The sequence below is a fragment of the Streptomyces sp. NPDC020490 genome (assembly GCF_044335305.1).
GTDB lineage: Bacteria > Actinomycetota > Actinomycetes > Streptomycetales > Streptomycetaceae > Streptomyces.
Map to the genome: position 1 here is coordinate 1 of NZ_JBIRUY010000028.1, position 14,291 is coordinate 14,291.

The 14,291-nt window shown below is 73.3% G+C and carries 12 protein-coding genes; 3 read left to right on the top strand and 9 right to left on the bottom strand.

From position 1 onward, the window contains the following. The first annotated feature begins 283 nt into the window (after positions 1 to 283). Together ACH4ZX_RS26450 and ACH4ZX_RS26455 are read left to right on the top strand one after the other, a co-directional pair. A complete protein-coding gene (locus ACH4ZX_RS26450) occupies positions 284 to 616 on the top strand; it encodes a hypothetical protein (protein WP_398277525.1) in 333 nt (110 codons plus the stop codon). Positions 617 to 882: 266 nt separating this feature from the next. Further along, a complete protein-coding gene (locus tag ACH4ZX_RS26455; protein ID WP_398277528.1) occupies positions 883 to 4,317 on the top strand; it encodes a phosphocholine-specific phospholipase C in 3,435 nt (1,144 codons plus the stop codon). A gap of 290 nt (positions 4,318 to 4,607) precedes the next feature. Here the strand turns inward: ACH4ZX_RS26455 and ACH4ZX_RS26460 are convergent, their stop codons facing one another. From ACH4ZX_RS26460 to ACH4ZX_RS26500, 9 genes are all read right to left on the bottom strand, one after another. Further along, positions 4,608 to 5,258 (bottom strand): CoA transferase subunit B, encoded by a 651-nt coding sequence (locus tag ACH4ZX_RS26460; RefSeq protein WP_398277531.1) that lies wholly within the window; start codon positions 5,256 to 5,258, stop codon positions 4,608 to 4,610. Beyond that, a complete protein-coding gene (locus tag ACH4ZX_RS26465) occupies positions 5,258 to 6,013 on the bottom strand; it encodes a CoA transferase subunit A (protein ID WP_398277534.1) in 756 nt (251 codons plus the stop codon). The genes ACH4ZX_RS26460 and ACH4ZX_RS26465 overlap by 1 nt, the downstream gene beginning before the upstream one ends. Before the next feature lie 14 nt (positions 6,014 to 6,027). Then, the gene (locus ACH4ZX_RS26470; protein ID WP_398277537.1) at positions 6,028 to 6,822 is read right to left on the bottom strand and encodes an SDR family NAD(P)-dependent oxidoreductase; all 795 of its coding nucleotides are present in this window, start codon (positions 6,820 to 6,822) and stop codon (positions 6,028 to 6,030) included. Further along, complete coding sequence (locus ACH4ZX_RS26475; RefSeq protein ID WP_398277540.1) at positions 6,819 to 7,790, bottom strand: fumarylacetoacetate hydrolase family protein; 972 nt, start codon at positions 7,788 to 7,790, stop codon at positions 6,819 to 6,821. The genes ACH4ZX_RS26470 and ACH4ZX_RS26475 overlap by 4 nt, the downstream gene beginning before the upstream one ends. A 109-nt stretch (positions 7,791 to 7,899) precedes the next feature. After that, positions 7,900 to 8,838 carry a VOC family protein gene (locus tag ACH4ZX_RS26480; RefSeq protein ID WP_398277543.1) on the bottom strand — a complete coding sequence of 313 codons (939 nt, stop codon included), beginning with the start codon at positions 8,836 to 8,838 and terminating at the stop codon, positions 7,900 to 7,902. Further along, on the bottom strand, positions 8,835 to 9,869 hold the full coding sequence (locus tag ACH4ZX_RS26485; protein WP_398277546.1) for an amidohydrolase family protein: 1,035 nt from the start codon (positions 9,867 to 9,869) through the stop codon (positions 8,835 to 8,837). The genes ACH4ZX_RS26480 and ACH4ZX_RS26485 overlap by 4 nt, the downstream gene beginning before the upstream one ends. Then, complete coding sequence (locus ACH4ZX_RS26490) at positions 9,866 to 11,029, bottom strand: FAD-dependent oxidoreductase (protein WP_398277549.1); 1,164 nt, start codon at positions 11,027 to 11,029, stop codon at positions 9,866 to 9,868. The genes ACH4ZX_RS26485 and ACH4ZX_RS26490 overlap by 4 nt, the downstream gene beginning before the upstream one ends. Before the next feature lie 210 nt (positions 11,030 to 11,239). Further along, the gene (locus tag ACH4ZX_RS26495) at positions 11,240 to 12,202 is read right to left on the bottom strand and encodes a cyclase family protein (RefSeq protein ID WP_398277552.1); all 963 of its coding nucleotides are present in this window, start codon (positions 12,200 to 12,202) and stop codon (positions 11,240 to 11,242) included. Then, positions 12,199 to 13,182: a fumarylacetoacetate hydrolase family protein gene (locus ACH4ZX_RS26500; RefSeq protein ID WP_398277555.1), complete on the bottom strand. Its 984-nt coding sequence runs from the start codon at positions 13,180 to 13,182 to the stop codon at positions 12,199 to 12,201. The genes ACH4ZX_RS26495 and ACH4ZX_RS26500 overlap by 4 nt, the downstream gene beginning before the upstream one ends. Before the next feature lie 123 nt (positions 13,183 to 13,305). Here ACH4ZX_RS26500 and ACH4ZX_RS26505 point away from each other — a divergent pair, with 123 nt between their 5' ends. Further along, a complete protein-coding gene (locus ACH4ZX_RS26505) occupies positions 13,306 to 14,205 on the top strand; it encodes a LysR family transcriptional regulator (RefSeq protein ID WP_398277558.1) in 900 nt (299 codons plus the stop codon). Positions 14,206 to 14,291: the final 86 nt, after the last annotated feature.

Consider the following 14,291-nt stretch of genomic DNA (forward strand, 5'->3'; position numbering starts at 1 on the left):
AACAGAACTGACCACTCGTCAGCTATCTCTCCCGTCACAAAGTGACCAACGACGCGCAACACTCCACGTCACGGAGTGTCGTTGCAGTACTAGGACCGTCCGGCCGGCTCCCGCCGGGCCGCGGCCGCCGCCGTCCCTTTCCGGCCGGAAACCGGAGGAGTACGTCTCCTTCCGCTTGGGTACCCGCCTGACAACACGGCGGCGCACGCGGCACGACTGCCGCCGGCGGCGGGCTGCTTCATGCGGCGCCCGCCCCAGGATCAAGGCTGCATGGGAGCCATACATGTTGACGACGCGGCGCGCGTCCGGCCGGCAGGTGATCACACTCGACGTGGTCGTCGACATAGCCAATGCGGGCGAGGTGGGCCGTGAGCTGACGGAGCTGGTCCGCCGGTGTCCCGAGCCGTGTGTCGTCGTCGACGTGCGGACGCCCATCGTCACCGCCGCCGGTGTGAGCATGCTGGAGCTGGTCCGCGCCGAGGCGGTCTACCGCGGCAAGGCCCTCCGGGTCGTGGTGCATCACCGGCTGGCCCACCAGGTGATGCGGATCGCGGGTGTCGAGCGGCTGCTCGACGTCCGCCCGGGTCCCCGCGAGGCACCGCAGGGCAGCGGCTGACGCCGCCCGCCGCGGCCGCGCTGCCGCGCCGGACGGGCGGCAGTACCCGGCCCTCGTCTCCCGAACTCCGGGCCGGTGAGGGCGAGTCGCCCGTGGGCGAAACGGGGCGGCGCTCCGCCACCGCCGCGTGACCGCCGTCCCGCGCGCCGTCCGCCGAACCCCGCCGTGTGACCAGGACGAACGCCGGATGCCTCCGCGTGAACAGTGGGCGAAGCCCTGTCGCGGAGGCTTCTTGGGCCCCGTTTCGGAGCCATAGTCTCCGCAGCATGTCCGACACCTCCCGCCGCAGGATCCTCGGTGCTCTCGCCGGTGGTACCGCGCTGTCCCTCCTGCCCCCGTCGCTCCTCAAGGCCATGGCCGCGCCGATGCCGCGCGGCGGCATGAACGCGATCGAGCACGTCATCGTGCTGATGCAAGAGAACCGCTCCTTCGACAACTACTTCGGCACCCTCAAGGGCGTGCGCGGCTTCGGTGACCGCACCCCCCTGCGCCTGCCCGGCGGCGCCGACGTCTTCAGGCAGCCCCGGGCCGGCGGCGACGTCCTTCCCTTCTCGGCCCGTCAGGCGGCGGTCGAGGCCGGCCGCCCGGAGAGCGACATCCAGTACCTGGGCTCGCTCCCGCACGGCTTCCCGGACGGCATCCAGGCACGCTCGGACGGCTGGTGGGACGACTGGATCGCCGCCAAGGGCCAGAGCACCATGGCCTTCTACGACCGGCGCGACATACCCCTGCAGTACGAACTGGCCGACCGGTTCACCATCTGCGACTCCTACTTCTGCTCCGTGTACGGCTCGACCAACCCCAACCGCAACTACCTGTGGACCGGCACCACGGGCTTCGAGCCGGACGGCGTGAACAGAGCCGTCACCAACGCCGCCTACTCCTACACCCACGCCGGATACGACTGGACCACCTACCCCGAGCGCCTGGAGGCGGCCGGGGTCTCGTGGCAGATCTACCAGGAGTGGGACAACTTCACCGACAACGCGGTCGAATACTTCCGGCCGTGGAAGCGGATCGGCCGGAAGATCCTCTCCAAGGTCAGCGGGCAGTACTCCACCACCGAGCAGTTCTACGACAGCCTCTGGGGCAAGACCTCCGCGCAACGGCAGGAAGCGCTCGCCCAGTTCCAGCAGGGCGTGGACTCGCTGACCGAGGCCGAGCGCCGGCTCTTCCTGCGCGGCGCCTACCGCTCCGAGCCGGACACCCTGATCCCCCGGCTCACGGCGGACATCAAGAACGGCACGCTCCCCAGGGTGAGTTGGGTGGTACCCACGGCGGCGCTCTCCGAGCACCCCGGCTCCTCCACCCCGGTCGGCAGCGCCAACCTCGTCTACGACCTGCTCGACGCCCTCGCGAGCGACCCCGAGACCTGGTCGAAGACGGTGCTGTTCATCAACTTCGACGAGAACGACGGCTACTTCGACCACGTGCCCGCCCCGGTCGCGCCGAAGCCCGACTCCGGCAACAGCGACGACTGGTTCGACGGCCGCCCGATCGGCCCCGGCCCGCGCGTGCCGATGACGGTCGTCTCGCCGTGGACGGTGGGCGGCTTCGTCTCCTCCGAGGCGTTCGACCACACCTCCGTGATCCGCTTCATGGAGCGGTGGACCGGGGTCCGGGAGCCCAACATCAGCGCCTGGCGCCGCAGTGTCTTCGGCGACCTCACCTCCGTCTTCGACTTCCACCGCACCCACCCGCAGCCCGAGGTGGAGCAGCCCGGCCCGGTACCGGCGCCGGTCGGCCGGTGGAACCCCGTTCCGCCGAAGGAGCAGACGCTCCCGGAGCAGGAGACGGGCACCCGCCCCACCCGTCCCCTGCCGTACCGCCTGTCGCTGCGCGCCGATGTCACCGACGGCCGGGTCCGGCTGCGGCTCGGCAACACCGGCACCGCGGCCGCCACCGTCACCGCGTACCCCGGCGACGCCGGCGAGCCGCGGACCTGGACGGTCGCCGCGGGCGGAAGCACCGTGGACACCATCGCCCACGGGCCCGACGGTTACGACCTCCAGGTGCGCGGCCCCGGCTGGTCGACGTGGGAACTGCGCGGCGCCGGCGCCGGCGCCGAGGCGTACCTGGCCGAGCAGGCCGGAGCGGGCCAGGTCATGGTCCACTGCGCCAATCCCTCCTCGACGACCCGGACGCTCCTCGTCGGCGAGTCGGTCTACCCGCGCGACGCCGGCGACCACGTACGGACCGTCACCCTCGCGCCCGGACAGAAGCAGACCGTGCCGGTCCGTCTCGCCCGCCACGGCTGGTACGACATCGTCGTGGTCGACAAGGGCGACCCGGGCTTCCTGCGCCGTATGACCGGCCGCCCGGCCGACGGCAAGCGGGGTGTCACCGACCCGGCCACCGGCACGCTCCCGGCGCTCGCCGCCTCGATCACCCTGCCCGAGCCGCTGCCGTCCCTGGACACCCCGCTCGCCCAGGGCAGCCCGGCCGAGGTCGTCGTCACCCTGACGAACCGGAGCGCGGCCGGGCTGGCCCGCCTCACGGCCACCCTGCTCGCCCCCGCCGGCTGGACGGTCGAGCGGTCCGGGTCCGCGCCGCGGTCACTGGCCGCCGGGAAATCCGCCGACGTCCGCTTCACGGTCACCCCGGCCGCCGACGCCACCGTCGGGAGCCTGATCGTGGCCGCCTACGCGGACGGCAACGGTCTGCTGAAGATCGCCGACGCGCGCGTGCGCAGCAAGGTCGCCGACGCGATGACCGTGGCCCTGACCAGTCCGTCGGCCTCGCCGAAGACCGACGGTACGGTGCTCTCACCGGGTGAACCGCGCACCGTGACCGCGACCGTCACCAACGCCGGCAGCGCCCCGCTCACCGGCCTGGCGGGCACCCTCACCCTGCCGGACGGCTGGACCGCCACCCCGTCGGCGCCCGCGCCGGCCACGGTGCCGGCCCGCTCGTCCGTCGCGCTGACGTGGGATGTCGTCGCGCCGGTGTCGGCCGCCCGTACGTCCGCCACGGTCAAGGCCACCGTCACCGCGAGCCTGGGCGGGCGGACCAAGCAGCAGACGGCGTCCCTGACCGCCGGGGTGGGCCCCGTCATGACCGGTTACCTGCTCGCCGAGGACTTCGAGTCCCTCGCCCGGTCCCTGGCGCCGGCCGTCGACCTCAGCCGCCCCGGCCTGGCCGGCTGGACCCGGACCGCGCCCGAGGGCTGGACGGTCACCAACGCGTCGACGATGCCGCAGGGCACCAGGGAACTGCAGGGCTGGTCCTTCCTCTCCAAGCAGTTCTGGTTCCCGGCGGGGCAGGACCGGCCGGGCTTCAGCCGGAGCCTCGGGATCGTCGCGGTCGCCGACGCCGACGACTGGGACGACACCGGCAGCCCGGCGAGCCGCGGACGGTTCGACTCGACGCTGACCACCCCCGCGGTCGCCGTTCCGCCGGGCACCTCGACCCTCCACCTGGGCTTCGACTCCCACTACCGCCAGGAGAGCCCGCAGGAGGCCGAGGTCACGGTCGAGTTCGACTCCGGCCGGGCGATGCGCGTGCTGCACTACTCCAGCGCGGCCTCGGGGAACACCAACAGCGGCCAGGACCAGCAGAACCGGCTGGTCGACCTCTCCTTCGCGGTCCCGTCCGGAGCCACTTCGGTCAAGGTGCACTTCCGGCTGTACAACGCGGGGAACAACTGGTTCTGGGCGATCGACAACGTCCGCCTCGGCACCGGACCGGTCGACGACGCGTGACCCACGCGCCCGCGCGGGGCGCCGACCGGCCCCGCGCGGGCCCGCCGGGGGAGACGGGGCCGTGTGCGACGGCCGGTCTCTCCCGGGCACGCCGGCCCTCTGGGCCAGGCGGGGCGTGCGGCGCGGCGGTGGACATCGTGCGGGGCACCCCGCTGCCCGAGGAGGTGCGGCAGCAGCCGGCCGCCGCGGTCGCCGGGACGCGCGGGCAGGCGGCGGGCGGGGCCCGACACACCGCCGCGGCGGCCGCGGGCGCCGTACCCGGCCCCGGCCCGCCGGCCGGGCGCGTGTGGTCAGCGGGCGGCCGTGACGGCGTCCAGGCGCAGCGGCGCGTCGGTGCGGGCCACGACGTCCGCCACGGTGACGCCCGGCGCCGTCTCGACCAGGGCGAGGCCGTCCTCGGTGACGTCGAGGACGCCGAGGTCGGTGATGACGCGGTGCACGCACCGCCGGCCGGTGAGCGGGAGGGTGCACTCCTTCAGGATCTTCGCCGTGCCGTCCTTGGCGGTGTGCTCCATCAGCACGACGACGCGGCGGGCGCCGTGCACCAGGTCCATCGCGCCGCCCATGCCCTTGACCATCTTGCCGGGGATCATCCAGTTGGCGAGGTCGCCGGTGGCCGAGACCTGCATGGCGCCCAGGACGGCGGTGTCGATGTGGCCGCCGCGGATCATGGCGAAGGAGAGGGCGGAGTCGAAGAAGGACGCGCCGGGCAGCACGGTGACGGTCTCCTTCCCCGCGTTGATCAGGTCGGGGTCGGTCTCGTCGTCGGTGGGGTAGGGGCCGGTGCCCAGGATGCCGTTCTCGGAGTGCAGGGTGACGCGCACGCCCGGCGGAACGTGGCCGGGGACCAGGGTGGGCAGGCCGATGCCGAGGTTGACGTAGGAGCCGTCGGTGAGTTCGGCGGCGGCGCGGGCGGCCATCTGCTCGCGGGTCCAGGCCATCAGGAACGCACCGTCCTCTTCTCGATGTGCTTGTCGGCGGCCTGAGCGGCCGTCAGTTCCACCACGCGCTGCACGAACACGCCGGGCAGGTGGACCTCGTTCGGATCCAGCTCGCCCGGCTCCACCAGCTGTTCCACCTCGGCGACGGTGACCCGGCCGGCCATCGCGGCGAGCGGGTTGAAGCTGGCGGCGGCCTTGCGGAAGACGAGGTTGCCGTGCCGGTCGCCGCGCCAGGCGCGGACCAGGGCGTAGTCGGTGGTGATGCCGTGCTCCAGCAGGCAGGTGCGGCCGGCGAAGTCCCGGGTCTCCTTCGGCGGCGAGGCGACCGCGACCGAGCCGTCGGGGGCGTAGCGCCAGGGCAGGCCGCCCTGCTCCACCTGGGTGCCGACGCCGGCCGGGGTGTAGAAGGCGGGGATGCCGGCCCCGCCGGCGCGCAGGCGTTCGGCCAGGGTGCCCTGGGGGACCAGCTCGACCTCCAGCTCGCCGGACAGGTACTGGCGGGCGAACTCCTTGTTCTCGCCGACGTAGGAGCCGGTGACGCGGGCGATGCGGCCGTCGGCCAGCAGCACGCCCAGGCCGCGGCCGTCCACGCCGCAGTTGTTGGACACCACCCTGAGGCCGGTGGCGCCCTGGGCGTGCAGCGCCTGGATGAGCACCTCGGGGACGCCGCTCAGGCCGAAGCCGCCGACGGCCAGCGAGGCGCCGCTGGGGATGTCGGCGACCGCCTCGGCGGCGCCGGCGCGGACCTTGTTCACGAACTGGGTTCCCTTCAGGTGGTGGCGCCGGGCAGGACGGTGGACCAGCCGCCGTCCACGACGAGGTTGGCGCCGGTGATGTAGGCGGCTTCGTCGGAGGCGAGGAAGACCGCCGCGTTGACGACGTCGTCGGGCGCGCCGAGGCGGCCGAGCGGGATGTGGCGGGCGATGGAGCGCATCGGATGGTCCTCGGCCGGCAGGTTGCCGCGCGAGCCCGCGGTGTCGATCATTCCGGGGCTGACGCAGTTCGCGCGGATGCCGTACGGGGCGCCCTCGGCGGCCAGTTGCCGGGTCAGCGCGATCACAGCGCCCTTGGAGGAAGAGTGCGCGGTGCGCCGGTTGGTGAGGGAGCCGGTGAGCCCGGCGGTGGAGCCGACGGTGAGGATGCAGCCACCACCGGCGACCAGGTGCGGCCAGGCGGCGCGGGCGGTCAGCCACACCGAGTCCAGCTCGGCGCGCATGGTGAACGCGAAGTCCGCGTACGGCTGGCTGTCGATCGCCCCGAAACGGACGGCGCCGGCGTTGGCGTAGACGATGTCGACGCCGCCGAAGGCGTCCACCGCCTCCTCGACCCAGGAGCGCACCGAGTCCTCGTCGGTGACGTCCAGCGGGCCGGGGGTGAGAGCGGTGCCGCCCTCGCGGGCGACGATCCGCTGGGTCTCGACGGCCTCCTCGTGCAGCAGGTCGCCGCCGACGACGAGCGCGCCCTCGGCGGCGAACCGCAGCGCCGCGGCCCGCCCCTGGCCGCGGGCGGTCCCGGAGATCAGCGCGACCTTGCCCTCCAGCCTCCTGGAGTGCGCCCCGCTCACGGCCGCTCCCGCGAGCGGCGCCGGCCGGCGGGCAGCGGCACCGGCTCGACGCCGGGGACGACGGTGTTGGAGACGGTGCCGATGCCCTCGACGGTGAGGGTGACGGTGTCACCGGGCTTCAGCGGCGGCGGGGTCCGCTCGCCGCGCCGCCCCCACAGCTCGGCGAGGCAGCCGCCGTTGCCGCAGGTGCCGGAGCCGAGGACGTCGCCGGGCACGACGTGGGTGCCGCGGGAGGCGTAGGCGACCATTTCCTCGAAGGTCCAGCTCATGTTGGACAGCAGGTCGGAGCCGACCACCTCGCCGTTGACCTCCGCGGTCAGCGCCAGCCGCAGGAAGCCGTCGGCGTCCCGGTACGGCTCCAGCTCGTCGGCGGTCACCAGGTACGGTCCGAGGGTGGTGGCGGTGTCCTTGCCCTTGCACGGGCCGAGGCCCACCCGCATCTCCGCCGACTGCAGGTCGCGCGCGGACCAGTCGTTGAAGACGGTGTAGCCGACGATGTGGTCGCGGGCCTGCTCGGGCGTGAGGTCGCGGCCCTCCCGGCCGATGACCGCCGCGACCTCCAGCTCGAAGTCCAGGGCGGCCGAGCCGGGCGGCACGGGGATGTCGTCGTGCGCGCCGAAGACGGCGTGCGGGTTGGTGAAGTAGAAGGTCGGGGCCGCGTACCACTGCTCGGGCACCCCGGCCGTGCCGTCCACGGACCGGCGTACGCCCTCGACGTGCTCCTCGAAGGTGACGAAGTCCCGTACGGAGGACGGCCGCAGCGGAGGCAGCAGGCGGACCTCGGAGACATGGGGTCCTGGCGGGACGTCGAGGGTGGCGGCGCCCAGGTCGAGCAGCGACCGCAGTCCGCCCCCGGCGGCGACGATCTCGGTGAGCGAGCGGACGCCGGGCACCGGCCGGAGGGTGTCGTCCTCGTCGAGGACGGCGACACGGGTGTGATGCCGGTGTTCGTAGGCGGCGAAACGCATGGGAGGGCTCCTGGCAGGGCACGGGGCACGGGGCACGGGACCGGGGGCGCGGCGGCAGTCAGGGCGTTGACAGAACGTGCCGCGCCCCCGGAGTCGGGGAGGGGACGGATCAGACCGGCGGGGCGACGAAACAGCCGCGGTCGGGGTCGTTGAACGACTCCTTGGCGACGAGTTCGTTCATCGGGTTGGCGGTGCCCCACTGGTCGGTGACTTCCGGCTGGGAGAAGTCGTAGACGTGGGGGTGCCAGGTGTCCTCGTCCAGCAGCTCCAGCTCGGTGGTGTACTCGACGGTGTTGCCGTGCGGGTCGAGGAAGTAGGTGAAGGTGTTGTCGCCCGCCATGTGCCGGCCCGGGCCCCAGATCTTCTTGAACCCGGCGCGGATCACCCGTCCGGAGCCGCGCATGTACTCGTCGATGCCGCGCATCTCGAAGGAGATGTGGTGCAGCGAGGTGTGCGGGCCCTTCGCCAGCGCCATGGAGTGGTGCTGATTGGAGATCCGCATGAAGTGCATGACCTCGCCCATGTGCGGGGAGCTGAGCGTGTCGGACAGGCGGAAGCCGAGGTGGCGCTCGTACCAGTCCTTCGTCCGGTCCAGGTCGGGGGAGTTCAGGACGACGTGCGACAGCTTGACCGGGATCGACTCCTTCTCCTCGATCTTGCGGTGCCGCCTGACCTCGACATCGGCGGAGACCTCGATGGTGCGGCCGTCGACGTCGAAGAAGCGGAAGCCGTAGCCGCCGCCGGGGGTGTCCACCTTGCCCGGCTGCGAGATCAACTCCACGCCCCCGGCGAGCAGCCGCTCGGCGAGCGTGTCGACGTCGGCGGCGCTCGCGGCGCCGTAGGAGACGAGGTCGAGGCGCTTCTCGTCGGCCTTGCGCAGCCGTACGACGTACTGCTCGGGCGAGCCCTCGGCGGCCAGGAAGGAGATGCCGGAGTCCTCGGCGACCTCGGTCAGGCCCCAGACGCCGGCGTAGAAGTCCAGTTGCCTGTCGTAGTCCGGTACGGCGAGGTCGACGTGGCGCAGATGGGTGAGCAGCCGTGCGCTCATGGTGTCAGTCCTTCCTGGAGGAGGGCGGCGGCGTTGCCGCCTCGTACGGCGTCGAAGTCCGCGTCGGCCAGCCGTGCGGCGCGCAGCGCGGCGAGCGGGTCCTCGGTGCCCATGTCGAAGGGGAAGTCGGAGCCCAGCAGCACCCGGTCCGGGCCCGCCACGCGCACCAGCTCCCTGAGCACGTGCGGGTCGTGGACCAGGGAGTCGAAGTACAGCCGCCTGAGGTAGCTGCTGGGCTCCCGGGCGCAGCCGCGGGCGTCGGGGCGCACCCGCCAGGCGTGGTCGGAGCGGCCGATGTGGGTGGGCAGGTAGCCGCCGCCGTGCGCCGCGATCAGCCTCAGGTCCGGATGGCGGTCCAGGACACCGGAGAAGATCAGGTGCGAGAGCGCGACCGCGTTCTCGGTGGGCTGGCCGACGGTGTTGGACAGGTACCACTGGTCGAGCCGCTCGTCGAGCGTGCAGCCGAAGGGGTGCAGGAAGACCAGCGCCCCGGTCTCCTCCGCGCGCGCCCAGAAGCCGTCGAGCCGCGGGTCGGACAGCTCCACCTCCCGGGTGCCGTCCGGACGGGGGGCGTGCGAGGAGATCTCCACGCCCCGCAGGCCCTGCTGGAGCGCGTGGTCGAGCAGTTCGGCCGCGAGATCGGGGTGCTGGAGGGGGACCAGGCCGAGGCCGTGCAGCCGGCCGGGCGCCTTCGCGCAGTGCGCGGCGGTGCCCTCGTTCGCCAACTGACAGACCGTTGCGGCGAGTCGGGGATCGGTCCAGTAGTGGTAGTGCGACGGGGACGGGCTGACCAGCTGGACGTCGACGCCCTGCGCGTCCATGGCCGCCAGGCGCACGGCGACATCGGTGAGCCGCGGCACGCGCGCGCCGACCATGGGACCGCTCACGGCCAGGGCCGCCGGGCCGTTGCGGCGGGCGTCGAGATTGCGGGCCCGCGCGAGGCCGGCCTGGCCGCCGACCACCTCCTCGACCTCCGGCAGCAGCAGGTGGGCGTGGACGTCGACGGTCGGTGTCCGCCGGGGATCGGTCACGGCAGTTCCTTCAGCGCGGTCATGGTGCGGCCGATCAGCCCGGGTACGTCCGCGTCGCGCACGCCGTCCCGCAGCCACGTGGCGAGCTGCATGGAGGCGTCGACGACCATGCGCACCCGGGGCAGCCGGCGGGCGTGGTAGTCGGTCAGCAGCCGGTCGTCCCACTCGTCGCGGGTGGTCAGCAGCTCGGCGAGGACGAGCGCGTCCTCCAGCGACATCGCCGCGCCCTGGGCCAGGGTGGGCGGGCAGCAGTGGGCGGCGTCCCCGACCAGCACGACCCGGCCGCGGTGCCACGGGCCCTCGACCAGGTGACGGTCGAACCAGGTGTAGTTGACGACGTCCGGGTCGGTGAGCGCGGCGCGGATCTCGTCCCACGCGCCGCCGTAGCCCGCGCTGAGCGCCCGCATCTCGTCGGCGTACGCCGCCGGGTCCAGCGTGGCCCGGTCGCGGGCCCGCTCGACGAGGTAGGCGTACACCGTGTCCTCGCTGGTCGGGCAGTACCCGGCGATGAAACAGGGGCCCGCGTAGACCATCTCGGTGCGGCGCACGCCGGCCGGGCGGGGGGCGGGGGCGCGCCAGATGCCCATGCCGGTGGGCTCGGGCCGGTCGGTGATCCCGATCATCTCGCGGGTGGCGGAGCCGAGTCCGTCGGCGCCGGCCACCAGGTCGTAGCGGCGGCTCGTGCCGTCCGAGAAGGTCACGTCCACGCCCTGGCCGTCCTGGTCGAGGGCGGTGGGCCGGACGCCGAGCCGGACGTCGGTGCCCGAGGCGCGGACCTGCTCGATGAGGAGCTGCTGCAGCCTGGGCCGCTGCATGCCGATGTGGGAGGGCAGGTCGTCGCCGCCGGTGCGCAGTTCCTCGTGGGCGTGCAGCACGGTGCCGTCGGCGGTGAGGATGGCGACGCCCTCGGCGGCGTACCCGTACTTCTCCACGCCCGGCAGGACGCCCACCTCCCGCAGCACGCGCAGCGCGTTGCCCTGCAGGGTGATGCCGGAGCCGGCGGCGGCCTTCCAGTCGGGGCTCGCCTCCACCAGGTCGACGGCGATCCCCGCCCGGCGCAGCAGGACGGTCAGGGCGCTGCCGGAGGTGCCTCCGCCGACGACGAGGACGGTGCGGGTCCCCCCGGCCGGCGGCCGGTGGAGAGTGGGGCTGTCTGCCATGTCGGGAAACCTCCCGGGTAGGGCCGCGCGGCTTCGGGCGGCGGGGATGCGGCTCGCCCGCGGCGGACGCGGGCCATGGGTGCGGACGTGGTGCGGACGGGGACGGGGGCCGGGGCCGGGGACGGAGGCCGGATGTGCCGCTGCTGTCCGGGAAGGGCACATCCGGCGGCTGTGCGGGGTCACGTGACGGCGACCCGGCTCATCCGGGGGCTACTTCACGGCGACGGGGTTCACGGGGGAGCCGACGGCGCCGGTGATGGGCAGGGGAGCGGCGGTGAGCCAGAACTCGTGCACACCGTCGGCCGCGCAGTCCTCGGCGAGCGCGTCGAGGTCCCACATCTCGCCGATCAGCAGCCCCATGTTCGGGATGGCCACCTGGTGCAGCGGCTGGAAGGCGTGCTCGAACTCGTTGGGCCGTACCTCGAAGCCCCAGGTGTCGGTGGCGATCGCGGCGATCTCGGTGCGGTGCAGCCAGCCCGCCGTGGTGAACGACAGCCCGGGCGCGGGCCCGCCCGCGTAGTCGCCCCACCCCTCGCGCCGGGCGCGGGCGAGCTGCCCGGTGCGGACGAGGACGATGTCGCCGCGGCCGACGGTCACCCCGTGGGCCTCGGCGGTCGCGGTCAGGTGCTCCTCGGTGATCGCGAAGCCGTCGGGCAGTTCCCCGCCGGAGCCGATCACCCGGCCCACGTCGAGCAGGACGCCGCGCCCGGCGACGTGCGGCGCCATGTGCTCGATGCCGGTGACGAGGTCGCCGTCGGAGGTGACGACCTGGTCCGCGCTGCGCCCGTTCCACGCCTTGCCGTGGTCGAAGATGTGGCCGAGCCCGTCCCACTGGGTGGAGCACTGCAGCGGCATCGCGATCACGTCGTCGGCGCCGCCGATGCCGTGCGGGAACCCCTGCCTGCCGAGGGCGGCGTCGGTGCCGGTGTCGAGCATGGTGTGCACCGGGTTGGTGCGCCGGCGCCAGCCCTTCTGCGGCCCGTTCATGTCGAAGGACTGCGACAGCGAGAAGCTTGCGCCCCGCCGGACCAGCGCGGCGCCCTCACGCCGCTTGGCCTCGTCCAGGAAGTTCAGGGTGCCCAGGACGTCGTCCTCGCCCCAGCGTCCCCAGTTGGAGTACGCCTTGGCGGCCTCGGCGATCGCGCCCTCGGGGTCGGTGCGGTCCAGGCTCATGCCGACGTCTCCGCGACGCATCGGTTGCGCTGGACGCCGAGCCCGGTGATGGACCCCTCCATGACGTCGCCGTCGCGCAGCAGCCGCCCCCAGTGCATGCCGTTGCCGGACGGGCTGCCCGTCAGCACCAGGTCGCCGGGCAGCAGCCGGGCGGTCTGGGAGGCGTCCGACACCATCCGGGCGACGCTGAAGATCATGTCCTTGGTGGACTCGTCCTGCATGGTCTCGCCGTTGAGCTTGAGCGTGACCTGGAGGTCATCGGGGTGGGCGATGGACTCGGCGGGCACGATCCACGGGCCGAGCGGGGTGAAGCCGGGCGCGTTCTTGCTGCGCAGCCAGTCGGTGCCGATCTGCGGCATGTCCCGGCGGAAGACGGTGGCGCGGTCGGTGAGGTCGTTCGCGATCGTGTACCCGGCGACGTGCTCCAGCGCCTCCTCGACCGGAACCCGGTGCGCGGGCCTGCAGATCACGGCCGCCAACTCCAGTTCCCAGTCGGGCTGTTCGGCCCACGCGGGCAGGACGACGTCGTCGTAGGGGCCGGTTATCGCGCTCGGCAGCCCGATGAAGACGTACGGCAGGTCCTCCGCCGCGCGCCGGTCCATCAGCTCCGCCGCCTCGGCGCGCCGCTCCGCGTCGGGCCGGTCGTCGCCGGGGGCGCGGTGGGCGACGTGCAGGTCGATCACGTGCTGCCGGTAGTTCGCGCCCGACTGGAACACCTGGCGGGGCTCGACCGGCGCGTGCACCCGCAGGTCCGCCAGCGGTCGCCAGCCGGGCCCGTCGGCGGCGGCGAGGGAGCGCAGGACGGGAAGCGTCTCCTCCCACCGCTCCAGCACGGCGCGCGTCCCGGACGGGCCCCAGTCCAGGGCCCGGCCGAGGTCCAGTACCCGGTCGGCGACGACCAGGCCGGGGAACGGCCTGCCGTCCTGGGCGGAGAGCGTGCCGAGCGCGAACGGGCCGGCAGGTTGCGCGAGCGTTGCCATCAGATTTCCTCCTGCTGGGATGCGGTCTACTCTGGCCTCCAAGCTGCTGATCACGGAAATCAATGTTGTGGATGGACCGAATCCACGGTGTTGATGGCTTCTCGCCCGCTAGGTGGTATCCCGGTGAACCTCTCCCGACTCGACCTCAACCTGGTCGTCGCCCTGCGTGCGCTGCTGGAGGAGCGCAACGTCACCCGGGCCGGCGAGCGCGTCGGACTGAGCCAGCCCGCGATGAGCGCGGCGCTGGCCCGGCTGCGCCGCCACTTCGACGACGAACTGCTCGCCCGTACCGGCAACGCCTACGAGCTGACGCCGCTGGGGGCGGCCCTGCGGGACCGCAGCGCCACCGCGTGCGACCTGCTGGAACGGGTCTTCTCCAGCCAGGCCGACTTCGATCCGGCCACCGAGACGCGCGAGTTCACCCTGTTCGCCTCCGACTACGGCGCCGCCGTGTTCGGCTCCGCGCTCGCCCGCGCCCTGCACGACGAGGCCCCCGGCATCCGGCTCACCTTCCAGCACCCGGCGCCCTCGGCGGTGGAGAACGCGGCGACCGTGCTGAGTACCGTCGACGGCCTGCTGATGCCGCACGGCGTCATCGACGGCTTCCCCACCGTCGACCTCTGCCAGGACCGCTGGCTGTGCATGATCGCCGACGACCATCCGGAGGTCGGCGACGAGCTCACCCTCGACCACCTGGCCCGCCTTCCCTGGGCCGTCTACCAGCGCCCCTACGACGCCCCGGCCGCCCGCCAGCTGAGCATGATCGGCATCAGCCCGCGGGTGGAGGTGTCCGTGCAGACCTTCCAGCTCCTGCCGCACATGGTCGAGGGCACCCGCCGGGTCGCGATGATCCAGGAACGCCTGGCCCGCATCGCGGTCCGCTCGGCCGCGGTCCGTGTCCTGCCCTGTCCCTTCGAGGCCGTACCGGTACGCGAGGCCCTGTGGTGGCACCCCGTGCACGCCCAGGACGCGGGCCACATCTGGCTCCGGCAGAAGGCGGCGGAGGTGGGCGCGGGCATCTGACAGGCGGTGAGCACAGCCGTGGTACGGGAGTGGGCCGCGGGCCACCTCCAGCGGTGGCCCGCGACCCACTCCCTATATGGCTCAGG

Bases quoted from the DNA above. Each gene is read 5' to 3' on its own strand.
- ACH4ZX_RS26450 (WP_398277525.1), top strand. From the start codon at position 284: ATGTTGACGACGCGGCGCGCGTCCGGCCGGCAGGTGATCACACTCGAC.
- ACH4ZX_RS26455 (WP_398277528.1), top strand. From the start codon at position 883: ATGTCCGACACCTCCCGCCGCAGGATCCTCGGTGCTCTCGCCGGTGGT.
- ACH4ZX_RS26460 (WP_398277531.1), bottom strand. From the start codon at position 5,258: ATGGCCTGGACCCGCGAGCAGATGGCCGCCCGCGCCGCCGCCGAACTC.
- ACH4ZX_RS26475 (WP_398277540.1), bottom strand. From the start codon at position 7,790: ATGCGTTTCGCCGCCTACGAACACCGGCATCACACCCGTGTCGCCGTC.
- ACH4ZX_RS26480 (WP_398277543.1), bottom strand. From the start codon at position 8,838: ATGAGCGCACGGCTGCTCACCCATCTGCGCCACGTCGACCTCGCCGTA.
- ACH4ZX_RS26490 (WP_398277549.1), bottom strand. From the start codon at position 11,029: ATGGCAGACAGCCCCACTCTCCACCGGCCGCCGGCCGGGGGGACCCGC.
- ACH4ZX_RS26495 (WP_398277552.1), bottom strand. From the start codon at position 12,202: ATGAGCCTGGACCGCACCGACCCCGAGGGCGCGATCGCCGAGGCCGCC.
- ACH4ZX_RS26500 (WP_398277555.1), bottom strand. From the start codon at position 13,182: ATGGCAACGCTCGCGCAACCTGCCGGCCCGTTCGCGCTCGGCACGCTC.